This window comes from Phytobacter sp. RSE-02, assembly GCF_040578655.1.
Taxonomy (GTDB): Bacteria; Pseudomonadota; Gammaproteobacteria; order Enterobacterales; family Enterobacteriaceae; genus Phytobacter; species Phytobacter diazotrophicus.
The window spans coordinates 148,162-161,836 of the sequence record NZ_JBEULY010000009.1 but is presented as its reverse complement, the minus strand read 5'-3'; the positions used below and the strand labels follow the sequence as shown (position 1 = coordinate 161,836).

The window sequence follows — 13,675 nt, the reverse complement described above, 5'->3', positions numbered from 1 at the left end:
CTACTGGTCATTGCCCGTAATAGGCATTTGGGCCGTGCTTACGCATAAAATGTTTATTCATCAGATAATCATCAATCGGTTTTAACAACGGATTGATACCTCGGGCAATCCACGCCATCCGGGCAACCTCTTCCATCACCACCGCATTATGAACGGCGTCAGCGGCATTTTTCCCCCATGCAAACGGACCGTGTTGGTAGACCACCATTCCCGGCGTATGCAATGGGTTACTGTGGCCCAGCGTCTCGACAATCACCTTACCAGTGTTGAGTTCATACTCTTCCCGTACCTCCTCTTCAGAGAGCGCCCGGGTACAGAGAATATCGCCAAAGAAATAATCTGCATGGGTGGTGCCAAGCGCAGGAATGGCCAGCCCCGCCTGCGCCCAGGCTGTGGCATGCGTGGAATGGGTATGCACAACACCGCCAAGCTGAGGGTAGCGTCGGTACAACTCAAGGTGTGTTGCGGTATCGGAAGACGGGCGCCACTGCCCTTCCACCCTGTTGCCCTGTAAATCCACCACGACCATGTCATCTGGTTTCATGTTCTCGTAGGCAATACCGCTGGGTTTAATCACCACCAGCCCGCGTTCACGATCAATAGCGCTGACATTTCCCCAGGTAAAGGTCACTAATCCATAGCGCGGCAAATCCATATTGGCATCAAACACTTGCTGCTTAAGCTCTTGCATTATGCCGCCTCCACTAAACCCGCGTTTGCCATACGCGCTTTCACCCAGTCGCGCGCTTTTAGCACCTCTGCCGCCGGATCTTCTGCCGTCTCGCTCCACATCTCGATCAAGTACGGACCACAGTAGCCGCTCTCTTTGAGCGTGGCGAAACAGCGTTCAAAATCCACTACGCCGGTGCCAAAGGGGACGTTTTTAAAAACACCAGGGCGCGTGTCTTTGACATGAACCGCCACGATATGGCCGACGCCCGCCAGCAGTTCCATCTGCACGTCGTTATCCCAGGCTGAAAGATTGCCGATATCCGGGTAGAGCTGAAACCACGGGTTATTAAGGTAGTGCGCGTACCCCAGCGCTTTGCTGATCGAATTCATCAGCGGGTAATCCATAATTTCCATCGCCAGGGTTACCTGTGCGCGGCTGGCCATTTCCACGCTCTCTTTGAGTCCGTCACGAAAGCGGCGGCGCGTCTCATCATTCGCCTGCTGGTAGTAGACGTCATAACCAGCGAGTTGAATCACCCGGATACCGGTATCCTGCGCAAACCGGATAGCCTTGCGCATGATCTCCAGCCCCTGGTTGCGTACCGCGTCATCTTCGCTGCCCAGCGGAAAACGCCGGTGCGCGCTCAGACACATTGAAGGAACGCGAACGCCTGTTTCCGCTATCGCAGCTACCAGTGCCAGACGCTGCTCAGGGTTCCAGTCGAGGCGGGCCAGACGAGCATCGGTTTCATCTACCGACATTTCGACAAAATCGAAACCCAGCGTTTTCGCCAGCCGCAACCGTTCCAGCCAGCACTCCCCGGCAGGGAGTGCTTTTTCGTAGATACCCAGCGGGATCTGTTTTGACAACATACCCGCTCCTTAGCCCCACAGTTGAGCAATTGAGCGCTTGAACTGACGCGCCGCTTCAACCGGATCTGCGGCGTCGCGGATACTGCGCCCGGCAATAAAGACGTGAATGGGAATGCCCTTGAACAGCGGCAAATCTTCCAGCGCCAGTCCGCCGGTAACCGTCACCTTAAAGCCCATTTCGGCCAGTTTTTTCACCGCGCTGATATCCGCCTCACCCCATGCGACCCCTGCCGCCTGCGCATCACGGCTGCGGTGATAAACGACTTGTTGAATGCCTGCATCGCGCCACTGCTGCGCCTGTTGCCACGTCCAGTAGCCGGTCAGTTCAATCTGCACGTCGCCGTTAAACTCTTTCGCCACATCCAGCGCACCTTTCGCGGTGTTAATATCGGCGCAACAGATCACGGTCACCCAGTCGGCATTGGCTTCAAAGCACATTCTTGAAAGGATTTTCCCGGCATCGGCAATTTTGGCGTCGGCCAGTACGATTTTGTGAGGATACAGCGCCTTAAGATCGCGAACAGCCCGAACGCCCTCGCCAACACATAAAATGGTCCCAACCTCAATAATATCCACCTCTTCGGCAATTAAGCGGGTGGTTGCATAAGCGTGTGACAGCGTCTGGTTATCCAGGGCTACCTGTAACATCGGTAAATCAGACATGTTTTTTTGCTCCTTATACAGACGCCGCCGTGGCGCTATCAATTAAATCCAGTACCTGCTGCGCCGTGCGACAGGCGCGTAAACGGTCAAAATTTGCTTCATCTTCAAACAGATTGACGATTTGCATAATGCCGTCTTCCTGATGCGTACGCGCATCCACTGCCGCCAGAGTGATAAGGATGTCGACCGGGTCGTTGTCCTCGTGATTAAAAACCAGCGGTGTTTTGAGAGTCACCAGCGCAAAGCCATTTTTCTTCACCCCTTCTTCCGGGCGGCCATGGGGCATGGCAAGCCCCGGGGCAATCACGAAGTACGGTCCAAACCGTTCCACACCGTCCAGAATGGCCTGGTAGTAACGCGGTTCAACAACCTCAGCCTCTACCAGCAGATCCACGCCAAGCTTCACCGCCTCCTGCCACGTACTGGCCTCTGCCTGCAAGCGAATCGCATTGTTCTCCGCCAGCGAGTCACGTAATTTCATAGTGAGTCCTTATTTCACATCCTGTGCAAAATGGGCGTTGATGACTTCCATTAGCTTCGGACCAAAATCAGCGGCAGAGAGCATATTGCGTACCCCGACCACGTACTTATTACCGGAGACTTCGATTTCACTGGCGACATGGGTAGAGGCAATGATGATGTCCGCCCCGCTCAGCTCACTTTTGTATTCCCCCACCGCGCAGCTGTTCACCGTATGGTCGACCTTTTGTTGCGTCAAAAACTGGTCAACTTTCATTTTCATGATCATGGAACTACCTTGCCCACAACCACACACAGCCAGAATACGTACGGTCATAATCAAACTCCTTTTTAAACAGAGTGTTCTGTCAGTTGTTTTTCCGCGTCTTCCTCAGCACGCAGGGCGCGACCGGCAAAGAACATGTAAGCCAGCGCAATCAAAATCATCACAGCCATAAACGCGATCCCCACGGAGGCAAAGCCTTGCATCATCGGCGGTGCCAGGATGGACCAGTCAGCCATTCCCATCCATGCGCTCATTCCCGTCAGTTTTACCGCCCAAACACAGCCAAAAATTTCGATCATGCCCATCACCAGGCAAATCTTGATGGCGGCACGCCAGCCGCCGAAGTGGTTGGCAAAGACGCCGATGGTGGCGTTGGAGAAGAACATCGGGATAAAGCCAGGAATGATGAGAATGGAGGAGCCGCAGGCAATCAGGATGCCGACTGCAATCAACTGGCCGATAGTCCCCCACATAAAGCCCCAGACCACCGCGTTCGGCGCGAAGCTATAAATCGCCGCACAGTCAATTGCCAGCACAGCCCCCGGAATCAAGCGCTGAGAAATACCGTTGAAGGCTTCGGAAAGCTCGGCGACAAACATACGCACGCCCTGGACGATAATGAAAATCGCCACTGCAAACTGGAAGCCGGTTTGCAGGATATAGACCGTCCAGTGAGTTTTCCCCGCCATCGCCTGAACGATATCAAGCCCAAAAGAGAGCAGAATCGCGCCGAAGAAAACCGTCATGACAATGGCGGTAGAGACGATGTTGTCATGGAAGATATTCAGCCAGCCCGGCAGTTTCAGATCTTCAACGCTTTCCTCTTTTTTCCCAAGGTACGGCGCGATTTTGTAAGCGATCCAGGAGGCGAACTGCTGCTGGTGACCGATAGAGAAACCGCAATTATCTGTCACTTCCTGTGTTGGTTTGTACATCATATTGGAGGTAATGCCCCAATAGAGTGAAACCAGCACGGCAGCACAGATAATGGTGGTCCACATGGAGTAACCGAGAATAAAGAAGAACACCGCAATCAAACCGGCCTGCTGGAACATGATGTGCCCGGTCAGCATGATGGTGCGAATGCCAGTAATACGCCGCAGCAGGACGTAAATAATGTTTAGCGCCAGGGCCAGCAGTACCGCATAACCCACCCAACTGTACGCGTCGCCCATACGTTCGATGGTCGCCATCATTGACGCGTAGGTGTCAGAAATCGCACCGTTGATGCCGTACACGTCAGACATTTTGGCAACCACCGGTTTAAACGTGCTGGTCAGGATCCCCGACCCCGCCTGCAGCAACATAAAGCCGATGATCGTTTTGATCGTGCCTTTAACGATAACGCTGACACTTTTTCTCAACAGGATATAGCCAATACAGGTCACGATCCCCAGCAGCAACGGGGCATTGGTCATCACCTGATTAAAAAAGACAGTGAAGACGTTGTAGAGAATCTCCATAACTCGCTCCAGTAAGAAAGTGGCTGCATTTGTGCAATGCAGCACAAGGTGAAAACACTCTACCAATCATAAATAATCACAAAAAGATTGTTTTTGATTAATTGTGATGCATCACGCAATTTATTTCCCCATTCTCATTAGACATACATATCCAGTACAAGAACCCGCAAAACAATTTATTAAATTCATATAGTTAATAAAAATAGCAAAGAAATCAGCATGCAAAACGTATCGTAGCAACACAATCACAATGCGATTTAACACGCCAAACCCTGTTGCGATCATGATGAAACTGTGAAAATATAAATCACAAGTTATCACAATATGATTTATTTTGATTAAACAGGTAAGGAGCGACACCATGAGTAAGATTGAAACCATTACCCGGGAATCATGGATTTTGAGCACTTTTCCCGAGTGGGGAAGCTGGCTTAATGAGGAAATTGAGCAGGAACGTGTCGCTCCCGGCACCTTTGCTATGTGGTGGCTGGGCTGTACCGGTATCTGGCTGAAATCAGAAGGAGGTACCAATGTATGCGTCGATTTCTGGTGCGGTACGGGCAAGCAGAGCCACGGTAACCCATTGATGAAAAAAGGGCATCAGATGCAACGCATGGCAGGTGTTGAAAAACTGCAGCCAAACCTGCGCACCACGCCGTTTGTGCTGGATCCGTTCGCTATTCGTCAGGTCGATGCCATCCTCGCCACTCACGATCACAACGATCATATTGATGTAAACGTCGCTGCTGCCGTCATGAAGAACTGTGCCGATGATGTCCCCTTCATCGGTCCACAGACCTGCGTCGATTTATGGATTGGCTGGGGTGTACCAAAGTCACGCTGTATCGTCGTCAAACCGGGTGATGTTGTTCGCGTAAAAGATATTGAAATTCATGCACTTGATGCGTTCGATCGCACCGCGTTGATTACCCTGCCTGCAGAGCAAAAAGCGGCTGGCGTACTGCCTGACGGCATGGATCAGCGTGCAGTTAACTACCTCTTTAAAACCCCCGGCGGTACGCTATACCACAGCGGTGACTCGCACTATTCCAACTACTATGCGAAACATGGCAATGAGTACCAAATCGATGTGGCATTGGGTTCCTACGGCGAGAACCCGCGCGGCATTACCGACAAAATGACCAGCGCCGACATACTGCGTATGGCGGAAGCGCTAAATACAAAAGTCGTGATCCCATTCCACCACGATATCTGGTCTAATTTTCAGGCCGATCCACAAGAGATTCGTGTTCTGTGGAACATGAAAAAAGACCGCTTACAGTATGGCTTTAAGCCTTATATCTGGCAGGTGGGCGGGAAATTTACCTGGCCTGTGGATAAAGATAATTTCGAGTATCACTACCCACGTGGTTTTGATGATTGCTTTACTATCGAGCCCGATTTACCGTTTAAATCCTTCCTCTAAAGCCGGAGCGGGTGCCGTGTGCACCCGCTTTTATCATCAGTATCGTGCACTTATCTTTAGTAATTTCAGGCTATTTCAAATATCATCTTTTCACATCATTAATCATCGGAATAGCTCATGACGGAAGCGCAACGACATCAAATACTGCTGGATCAACTGTCGCAGACGGGCTTTATTACGGTTGAAGAAGTGATCGCCAGCCTGGGCGTTTCTCCTGCAACCGCACGTCGCGATATCAACAAGCTGGATGAAAGTGGCAAACTTAAGAAGGTGCGTAACGGCGCCGAAGCCATCAGCCAGCAGCGTCCGCGCTGGTCGCCGATGAATATCCATGAGGCACTGCATCACGATGAAAAAGTACGTATCGCCAGAGCCGCATCACAGCTCGTTAGCGCGGGTGAAAGCGTAGTGATCAACTGTGGATCAACTGCCTTCCTGTTGGGCCGTGAAATCTGCGGTAAACCGGTACAAATCATCACTAACTACCTACCGCTCGCCAATTATCTCATCGAACAAGAACACGAAAGCGTGGTCATCATGGGTGGACAGTACAACAAGACGCAGTCCATCACCCTGAGCCCGCAAAGCAGTGAAAATAGCCTCTATGCCGGTCACTGGATGTTTACCAGCGGCAAAGGGCTGACGGCAGAAGGTCTTTATAAAACCGACATGCTGACGGCCATGGCCGAACAGAAAATGCTGAACATGGTGGGAAAACTGGTCGTTCTGGTGGATAGCAGCAAAGTCGGTGAGCGTGCGGGTATGCTGTTCAGTAACGCCGATCAAATCGATTTGGTGATCACCGGAAAACAGGCCAACCCCGAAATCCTCAAAAAACTTGAGGATCAGGGAGTTAAAGTGATGCGCGTTTAGTTAAAGATGCTCGGTGAAAAAGCGGACGGTGGCCGTCAGGGCGGTGGGTGTTATGCGATGTTTTACGCCTGCTTCCCACAGGCAGGTTAACTGCTCGTCCAGACGTGCAGCCGTCAACGCCTGCTGCAGACGTAATGTTTCCGCTGCGGGTACAACGTCGTCCTCCTCCCCATGCCAGAGAAAAAGCGGGCGGTTGGCAAGCTGTGCTAATTGCCCACTGATATCCCATTTTGCTAACGGCGCGACAATCGCGTCGAACGCCGTCTGCTCTTCCGGTGTTGTCACCTCAAGCGGCGGAAAAAGGGAATTCGCCAGGGTGGAGAAATAGCCAGAACCCATCAGGCAGGCAACGCTTCTGACCTCCGGAAACTGCGTCATAATACCGAGCGCCGTCATGCCGCCCATCGATGCGCCCCCCACACCCAGCCGCTGATTGTCGATCAATCCCTGCTGATACAGCGCCGCTTTCAGCGCCGCAAACTCCGTAAAATTACCCTGCAAAATTTGCCAGAAACGCTGTAGCCGCCGCGTTTCATCACCGTCAAACCGGGCACCATGCTCCGGCGCGTCAGGCATAACGACCCGAAACCCGGCCTGAGCCAGCGCCACGGCAAAATAGCTATATACCAGCTTGGAGGAGGTAAATCCGTGGTAAAAAACAATACAGGGTAATGGCTGTGCCTCTTTTCCCGCCGGGAACGCGTGTAATGCTTCAATCCCGGCAAAATGCCGTACATCGAGTTCTATCATTGGCCTCTCCTTGATCTATAGTGCTGGTATGCCATCACGCCTTCGAAGGTGCAAGTCAACGTTCACATATCAAGTGTTAGCATTGTGATAAAGATGCTGCGCCGATCGCATTTTCATTCGAAACTTATGTTGGCAATAGCAAAATTGGGAACATTCCCCTCTTGCCTGTTTATTATGGAACTACACTATGGCTATCAGGAAACATGAAAACATGATGCGCTGGTTTCTCCCCCTTGTTATGGCGCTGTTTTTGAGTGGATGTAGCGTGCTGGAAGGTAAACCACAGCCCGCCCCGCCCGTCAGCGATCATCCGCAGGAGATAAGTCGTAATCAGACGCAAAACCTGCATGAAATGGGTGCATTTAGCGTATCGGTGCTGGGTTCGCCTATGGACGTTGAAGATGAAATAAAAGCCAGAGCTACCGCTGAAAAAGCGGATTACTACGTCATTCTGATGATGGATGACACGGTCATTCCAGGCCGCTGGTATGCAAGGGCTATGTTGTATCGTCATTAAGTAAACGTCTGGGTTTAAGGAAGATTTACACTGCTTTGCGTCCTTTTATGTTTGCCTGTGCACAATGGAATGTATGGAATTTTCGCGCGATGGAGTGCCCTGGAAAAAATCGGGGTAACGTGGAATGGAGCTGATATGAAACGATCTCTTGCCTTAAACTCACTGTTGCTTTCTACAGGCTTAGCCAGCATAACAGCGCAGCCAGCAGAGTTCGCGAGCGCTGACTGCGTCACCGGGCTGAATGAAATTGGCCTGATTTCTGTCAACAACGTTTCCGGAAGCCCACAGGATGTGGAGCGTGTCATCGCGCTGAAGGCAGACGAACAGGGTGCATCCTGGTACCGTATTATTCAGATGCAGGAAGAACAACGGGCAGATAACTGGCGGGTGCAGGCCATACTTTATGCCTGACATGCCATATACCCGAAAAAGCCACTTTTAAAGAGTGGCTTTTTTGTTTACTTCATCGTTAACAAAGAGTTGCGAAAACAATACATTTTAGTAACATTTAGTTACATTGACACGTTAAATGTTATCGAATTATTGCCGTTGAAGGTGCTGACATTCTTTTCAGCGGATATTTTATGAGCACCTTTTTTAGTCGCATTGGACTCGGCACCAAACTTTCTCTTTTGACGGGCACAAGCGTAGCCGTGCTTTTCCTGGTTTTCACCTTTCTGTTAAGCAATAAAGCCAGCCAACAACTGGAAACGCTGGCGGTGGAAGATCTCCATAACCAGTCCACGGGCGTCCAGGATATGGTAGAAATGTTTAACAGCAGCCTGAGCGAAGAGGTTGAAAGCTATACCCGTCTGTTCAGCAGTTTTTTGCCTCAACCTGTGACCATCGATCAGGCGCAACGCCGTGAAATTAACGGCATTAGCGTTCCCTTGCTGAAAGGGGGCGACAGTGACCTTCATGAAAACAATGCCATTGTTGATGATTTTCTTACCCGCACCGGGGCTATCGCCACACTGTTTGTGCGCAGTGGCGATGACTTTGTGCGCGTTGCTACCTCGTTACGTAAAGAGAATGGCGATCGTGCGATAGGCACGAAACTGGACAAAGCCAGCCCGGCTTTTGCTCCGGCGTTGAAAGGCGAAACCTACCGTGGGCTGGCCTTATTATTCGGTAAGCGCTACATCACGCAATACCAGCCGGTAAAAGATAGCAACGGCAATACCATAGCCATCTTATTTGTCGGCGTGGACATCACCCACTCATGGGAGATCATGCGCAGTAAGATCCTCGGACGCCAGCTTGGCGATAGCGGCCATTTCTACGTACTGGATCGTAATAATGGTAAGAACTACGGTAATTACCTGTTCCACCCCAGCGAGGAGGGTAAACGCCCGCAGTGGGATGAGCGCGATCTGAATACCGTTCTGCAACAGACTACCGGTACGCTGGAACAGCAGCGCCCCGATGGCCATCGACAAATGCTCTCATGGATAACTGTGCCCGGCTGGAACTGGACGGTGGTGGGCGAAGTCGACAAGGCGGCATTACTCAATGACGTCAACACGTTACGCAACCAGTTCCTGATAGCCGGGCTGGTCCTCTCTCTGCTGTTTGCCGCACTGTTTGTGGTGATTGTTCGCCGCTGGCTGACCCGCCCTCTTCGTGATGCCATTGGCCTGGCCAGCCGCTATGCGTCGGGCGATCTGCGGGCCAGTCTGGAAGTCAAACGTCAGGACGAAGTGGGGCAACTCATTGATGCCATCAACGGGATAGGCAATGGCTTGCATGCCATTGTTTTACAAGTGCGTGAATCGGCCAGTGATATTCATCACGGCACTAATGCGCTTGCCGCCGACAGCAGTGAAATCAGCGAGCAAATTAACAAGCAGGCCAGCAGCGTCGAGGAGACCTCAGCCAGCATGGAGCAACTTGCGGCGACCCTACAGCAGAATGCCGCCAATATGGAAGAGATGCAGTCCCTGGTGAATGAAACCGCCCGGGAAGTACAAAAGGGTGGCATAACCGTCGAAGAAGCGGTTGCCACCATGGACGCGATTCGTACCGCCTCTCAGCGAATTGCCGACATCACCCATGTGATTGAATCTATCGCCTTCCAGACCAATATCCTGGCGCTTAACGCTGCGGTTGAAGCCGCTCGCGCCGGGGAACATGGTAAAGGATTTGCCGTCGTGGCCCAGGAAGTACGAGCGCTGGCAGCCCGCAGCGCCAATGCGGTAAAAGAGATCGACGAGTTGACCAGCGATACGCTCAAAAAAGTCCATGAGGGGCATACGTTATCTAACAATACCCGGCAGGCGATGGGCTCTATCACCGCGCATATGAACCACATTAACCAGTTGGTTAACGAGATTAACAACGCCTCTCATGAGCAGTCGGCAGGGATTAATCAGGTCAATATCGCCATGACGCATATTGGTGAAGCCACGCATATTAACGCAGGACGGGTTTCGCGCAGTGAGCAAACCGCTGGCACGCTGCGCGAAAAAGGGGCACATCTGACGGAAGTGGTCCGCCTGTTCAGTCTGAAAACGGACTAACCGGCACCGCCCGTGGCACGCAGCAGCAGGTCACTTTGGACCTGCTCAGCCACAACAGACGCGCCGCGTATATCCAGCATCATCCGACACCAGGCTTGTGCTATTGACGGGGGAGCAAACTGCAACAATTGCGCCCCCGTCGCTAGCAGATACAGTTGCCGGGTAATCTCCCGCCCTTGCGCCTCAAGAGGTTTACGCAACTGTTGCTGTAACTGACGCCATGCACGATCAAAATGCCTGTCCTGACCTTTGACCGCACCAAACGCATCGTGCAACAACTCACTGATGCCCTGCTGTTTAGCCAGCACGCGTAAGACATCAAGACACATAATATTGCCGGAGCCCTCCCAGATACTGTTCACCGGCATTTCCCGGTAAAGCCGTGGAAGCTCGCTCTCCTCGCAATAGCCAATGCCGCCCAGCACTTCCATGGCTTCGGCAACAAAGGGCATACCCGCTTTGCAGACCGCGAATTTCGCAACGGGGGTAAACAGCCGCGCCCAAAGCGTCTCTTCCGGCTTAGTGCGACCATCCCAGGCACGGGCAAGGCGAAATAAAAACGCCGTCTGCCCTTCCAGTTGCAACGCCATCCGGCTAAGGACTTCCCGCATCATTGGCTGGTCGACGAGATTTTTTCCGAATGCCTGACGCTGATGAGCATGGTACAGGGCCACGGAAAATGCCCGGCGCATCAGACCGTGGCTCCCCAACGCACAGTCAAAACGGGTCAGACCGCCCATTTTGAGGATTTGACGCACGCCGTCGCCCTCTTCTCCTACCAGCCAGCCGCTGGCCTCGCAAAATTCTGCTTCGCTGCTGGCATTTGAGCGGTTACCCAGCTTGTCTTTCAGACGTTCGAGCCGCACACCGTTGCGCTGTCCGTCAGGTAAAAAACGCGGCACAAAAAAGCAGGAGAGTCCGCCTTCCGCCTGCGCCAGAACCAGATGCGCATCGCTCTGCGGCACCGAGAAAAACCATTTGTGCCCCACCAGCCGGTAGCTGTCACCGCTGCGTTGCGCCCGCGTGGTATTACTGAGCACGTCCGAGCCGCCCTGTTTTTCCGTCATCCCCATGCCAATCAGCAAACCGCGCTTTTGGTTGCCTGGCGCGAGATGCGGGTCGTAACGGTCGCTCATCAGCGGTTTGAGCCAATCCTGGAAAGGTGCAGAAAGCGAATGCTGCAATAGCGGCGTGGCGGCAAAAGTCATGGTAACCGGGCATAACGAACCGGCTTCCACCTGTGCATGGAGCACAAACCGCGCGGCGCGGGCAACAAACGAGCCGCTGCGCGCGTCCTCTTCCCATGCCAGGTTATGAACACGGTTGGCGCACAGGCCTTGCATCAGTAAGTGCCATGCCGGGTGAAACCGTACATCATCGAGTCGTGCCCCCGTCGGGTCATAACGCAGCAGCTCAGGGGGATTAACGTTGGCCAGCCTGCCGAGCTCCAGCGATTCTGCCGTACCCAATTGCTGGCCGATACTGGCCAGTAAATCAGTATCCCAGGCTGCGCCTTCACGGATAACAGCGTCATACAGGGCTCGGTCAGAAAGGAAAAGATTGCTGTTATTCAGGGGGATGGGTTGATTAAAAACGGTATGCGTTTGCCAGTGCATCTGTTTGCCCTCCATCAATGGCATCGGCAATAAGTATGGGCAGATGGCAGGCGTTCCGCCCGCGATAGCGGTCACAAAACGGTGCGTATGGGCGCTTTCTGTTTGCGTTACCCGCACTTAGCGGCGAGGCTTAACGATATGAAACCAGGAACGGTGACGCCCATGACAACAACACATGCACAAAAAAGAGCGCTGGTCGCAGGCTCAATCGGTAATTTCATCGAATGGTACGAGTTTGCGGTCTATGGTTTTCTTGCCACGGTGATTGCGAAGAACTTTTTTACCCTCGCAGGTGAATCTGCTATCACCAGTCTGATCCTGACCTATGCCGCCTTTGCCGTCGCCTTTTTCTTCCGTCCGTTGGGTGCGGTGGTGTTTGGCCGCATGGGTGACCGGATAGGCCGTAAGCCAACGCTGATCATTGTCCTCGTACTGATGACCCTGGCGACAGCGGCCATTGGCGTGGTGCCGGTATATGCCAGTATCGGCGTCGCCGCACCGCTGCTTATTACCGGCCTGCGCATTTTGCAGGGTCTGTTTGCCGGTGGGGAATATGGCGGGGCCGTCTCGCTGATGACCGAGTTTGCCCCAAAGGGTAAGCGTGGATTGTACGGTGCGTGGCAGTCATTAACCGTCGCCCTCGGTCTGCTGGCAGGGGCCGGGGTCGTAGCATTGTTGTCAGCATTACTTAGTCCGGAGGCCCTTCATGACTGGGGCTGGCGTATTCCCTTTTTCATCGCCATTCCAATGGGCGGAGTTGCGCTCTGGCTTCGCGTTCATATGGAAGAGACACCCAGTTTTGTACATCAGCAAGCGCAGGCCGCGCCTCCTCAGGCGGCCAGTTTCGCCAGTACGCTAAAAGCCATTATCACCGGGATTGGCCGTCTGATGGTCTGGTCAGCGGCGGGTTATACCTATCTGGTGATTATGCCGACCTACCTTCAGTCGGCGCTGCACACTGGCTTTAACCAGGCATTGCTGATTGCGGTGATTTCAAATGCCGGGTTCGCCCTGACGATTATCCCCTCCGGCATGCTGAGCGATAGGATTGGTCGACGCACCGTGATGGTCACCGCCGCAGTGCTGCTGCTTATCCTGGCGTTGCCGCTGCTGAAAGTGTTACAGGCGGAATCAAGCACGATATTTATCAAAGCGATGGTGGTGTTTATTGCTGGTGGACTGGTGGGGATGCTGGCAGGGCCTGGGCCCGCCATGCTGGCGGAGATGTTCCCGACCAGGGTTCGTTATACCGGCCTGGGGCTTGCCTATTCGCTGTCGAATGCGATTTTCTCAGGCTGTGCGGGGTTAATCATTACCGGACTGATTAAGCAGACGGGGAATCTGGATATTCCGGCATATTACGTGATGGCAACGGCGGTGGTGAGTGTGATTGCGCTGATGACGCTCAGGAAGGATGATCATCAGCGTTCACTGGAGGAGTAGTGCGGTCTGATGCCCTCACCTTGCTGGCAGTCGTGCGGTCTGGTGCCCTCACCCCGGCCCTCTCCCACAGGGAGAGGGAGCAAACATCAAAAACAGCAACTAACGTTGCCGTTTT

14 protein-coding genes are annotated in these 13,675 nt (G+C 53.0%); 6 read left to right on the top strand and 8 right to left on the bottom strand.

Annotated elements, in window-relative coordinates; all coding sequences use genetic code 11:
- Nucleotides 1-7: 7 nt before the first annotated feature.
- Genes ABU190_RS18845 through ulaA form a run of 6 tightly spaced genes read right to left on the bottom strand, consistent with a single transcriptional unit; the run spans nt 8 to nt 4,416 of the window.
- Nucleotides 8-691, bottom strand: a complete 684-nt coding sequence (locus tag ABU190_RS18845) for an L-ribulose-5-phosphate 4-epimerase (RefSeq protein ID WP_354692127.1) — start codon at nt 689-691, stop codon at nt 8-10.
- On the bottom strand, nt 691-1,545 hold the full coding sequence (locus ABU190_RS18840) for an L-ribulose-5-phosphate 3-epimerase (protein ID WP_079497700.1): 855 nt from the start codon (nt 1,543-1,545) through the stop codon (nt 691-693). The genes ABU190_RS18845 and ABU190_RS18840 overlap by 1 nt, the downstream gene beginning before the upstream one ends.
- 9 nt (nt 1,546-1,554) lie before the next feature.
- Nucleotides 1,555-2,208, bottom strand: coding sequence for a 3-keto-L-gulonate-6-phosphate decarboxylase UlaD (gene ulaD / locus ABU190_RS18835; protein ID WP_107223536.1), 654 nt, complete (start codon nt 2,206-2,208; stop codon nt 1,555-1,557).
- A gap of 13 nt (nt 2,209-2,221) precedes the next feature.
- Nucleotides 2,222-2,689, bottom strand: coding sequence for a PTS ascorbate transporter subunit IIA (gene ulaC, locus ABU190_RS18830; RefSeq protein ID WP_296414327.1), 468 nt, complete (start codon nt 2,687-2,689; stop codon nt 2,222-2,224).
- Nucleotides 2,690-2,698: 9 nt separating this feature from the next.
- The gene (ulaB, locus tag ABU190_RS18825) at nt 2,699-3,004 is read right to left on the bottom strand and encodes a PTS ascorbate transporter subunit IIB (protein WP_039077792.1); all 306 of its coding nucleotides are present in this window, start codon (nt 3,002-3,004) and stop codon (nt 2,699-2,701) included.
- 14 nt (nt 3,005-3,018) lie between these two features.
- Nucleotides 3,019-4,416, bottom strand: a complete 1,398-nt coding sequence (gene ulaA, locus ABU190_RS18820) for a PTS ascorbate transporter subunit IIC (protein WP_354692126.1) — start codon at nt 4,414-4,416, stop codon at nt 3,019-3,021.
- A 361-nt stretch (nt 4,417-4,777) separates the two neighbouring features.
- Between ulaA and ulaG the strand changes: the two genes are divergently transcribed.
- Together ulaG and ulaR are read left to right on the top strand one after the other, a co-directional pair.
- Nucleotides 4,778-5,842 (top strand): L-ascorbate 6-phosphate lactonase, encoded by a 1,065-nt coding sequence (gene ulaG / locus ABU190_RS18815; protein ID WP_271848637.1) that lies wholly within the window; start codon nt 4,778-4,780, stop codon nt 5,840-5,842.
- A gap of 117 nt (nt 5,843-5,959) precedes the next feature.
- Nucleotides 5,960-6,715 carry an HTH-type transcriptional regulator UlaR gene (gene ulaR / locus ABU190_RS18810; protein WP_039077795.1) on the top strand — a complete coding sequence of 252 codons (756 nt, stop codon included), beginning with the start codon at nt 5,960-5,962 and terminating at the stop codon, nt 6,713-6,715.
- Here the strand turns inward: ulaR and yjfP are convergent, their stop codons facing one another.
- Nucleotides 6,716-7,465 carry an esterase gene (yjfP, locus tag ABU190_RS18805; RefSeq protein WP_354692125.1) on the bottom strand — a complete coding sequence of 250 codons (750 nt, stop codon included), beginning with the start codon at nt 7,463-7,465 and terminating at the stop codon, nt 6,716-6,718.
- Nucleotides 7,466-7,652: 187 nt separating this feature from the next.
- Between yjfP and bsmA the strand changes: the two genes are divergently transcribed.
- From bsmA to ABU190_RS18790, 3 genes are all read left to right on the top strand, one after another.
- Nucleotides 7,653-7,982 (top strand): biofilm peroxide resistance protein BsmA, encoded by a 330-nt coding sequence (gene bsmA / locus ABU190_RS18800; protein WP_039077797.1) that lies wholly within the window; start codon nt 7,653-7,655, stop codon nt 7,980-7,982.
- 135 nt (nt 7,983-8,117) lie between these two features.
- Nucleotides 8,118-8,393 carry a DUF1471 family protease activator YjfN gene (gene yjfN / locus ABU190_RS18795; protein ID WP_039077798.1) on the top strand — a complete coding sequence of 92 codons (276 nt, stop codon included), beginning with the start codon at nt 8,118-8,120 and terminating at the stop codon, nt 8,391-8,393.
- A 173-nt stretch (nt 8,394-8,566) separates the two neighbouring features.
- The gene (locus ABU190_RS18790) at nt 8,567-10,501 is read left to right on the top strand and encodes a Cache 3/Cache 2 fusion domain-containing protein (protein WP_354692124.1); all 1,935 of its coding nucleotides are present in this window, start codon (nt 8,567-8,569) and stop codon (nt 10,499-10,501) included.
- Here the strand turns inward: ABU190_RS18790 and ABU190_RS18785 are convergent.
- Nucleotides 10,498-12,117, bottom strand: coding sequence for an isovaleryl-CoA dehydrogenase (locus ABU190_RS18785; RefSeq protein ID WP_354692123.1), 1,620 nt, complete (start codon nt 12,115-12,117; stop codon nt 10,498-10,500). The genes ABU190_RS18790 and ABU190_RS18785 overlap by 4 nt on opposite strands.
- A gap of 162 nt (nt 12,118-12,279) precedes the next feature.
- Between ABU190_RS18785 and ABU190_RS18780 the strand changes: the two genes are divergently transcribed.
- Complete coding sequence (locus ABU190_RS18780) at nt 12,280-13,560, top strand: MFS transporter (protein ID WP_354692122.1); 1,281 nt, start codon at nt 12,280-12,282, stop codon at nt 13,558-13,560.
- The last annotated feature ends 115 nt before the right edge of the window (nt 13,561-13,675 follow it).

Excerpts from the sequence above, each read along its gene's own strand:
- ABU190_RS18780 (WP_354692122.1), top strand. The coding sequence starts at position 12,280 with ATGACAACAACACATGCACAAAAAAGAGCGCTGGTCGCAGGCTCAATC.
- ABU190_RS18790 (WP_354692124.1), top strand. The coding sequence starts at position 8,567 with ATGAGCACCTTTTTTAGTCGCATTGGACTCGGCACCAAACTTTCTCTT.
- ulaD (WP_107223536.1), bottom strand. The coding sequence starts at position 2,208 with ATGTCTGATTTACCGATGTTACAGGTAGCCCTGGATAACCAGACGCTG.
- bsmA (WP_039077797.1), top strand. The coding sequence starts at position 7,653 with ATGGCTATCAGGAAACATGAAAACATGATGCGCTGGTTTCTCCCCCTT.
- yjfP (WP_354692125.1), bottom strand. The coding sequence starts at position 7,465 with ATGATAGAACTCGATGTACGGCATTTTGCCGGGATTGAAGCATTACAC.
- yjfN (WP_039077798.1), top strand. The coding sequence starts at position 8,118 with ATGAAACGATCTCTTGCCTTAAACTCACTGTTGCTTTCTACAGGCTTA.
- ulaC (WP_296414327.1), bottom strand. The coding sequence starts at position 2,689 with ATGAAATTACGTGACTCGCTGGCGGAGAACAATGCGATTCGCTTGCAG.
- ulaB (WP_039077792.1), bottom strand. The coding sequence starts at position 3,004 with ATGACCGTACGTATTCTGGCTGTGTGTGGTTGTGGGCAAGGTAGTTCC.
- ABU190_RS18840 (WP_079497700.1), bottom strand. The coding sequence starts at position 1,545 with ATGTTGTCAAAACAGATCCCGCTGGGTATCTACGAAAAAGCACTCCCT.
- ulaA (WP_354692126.1), bottom strand. The coding sequence starts at position 4,416 with ATGGAGATTCTCTACAACGTCTTCACTGTCTTTTTTAATCAGGTGATG.
- ulaR (WP_039077795.1), top strand. The coding sequence starts at position 5,960 with ATGACGGAAGCGCAACGACATCAAATACTGCTGGATCAACTGTCGCAG.
- ABU190_RS18785 (WP_354692123.1), bottom strand. The coding sequence starts at position 12,117 with ATGCACTGGCAAACGCATACCGTTTTTAATCAACCCATCCCCCTGAAT.
- ABU190_RS18845 (WP_354692127.1), bottom strand. The coding sequence starts at position 691 with ATGCAAGAGCTTAAGCAGCAAGTGTTTGATGCCAATATGGATTTGCCG.
- ulaG (WP_271848637.1), top strand. The coding sequence starts at position 4,778 with ATGAGTAAGATTGAAACCATTACCCGGGAATCATGGATTTTGAGCACT.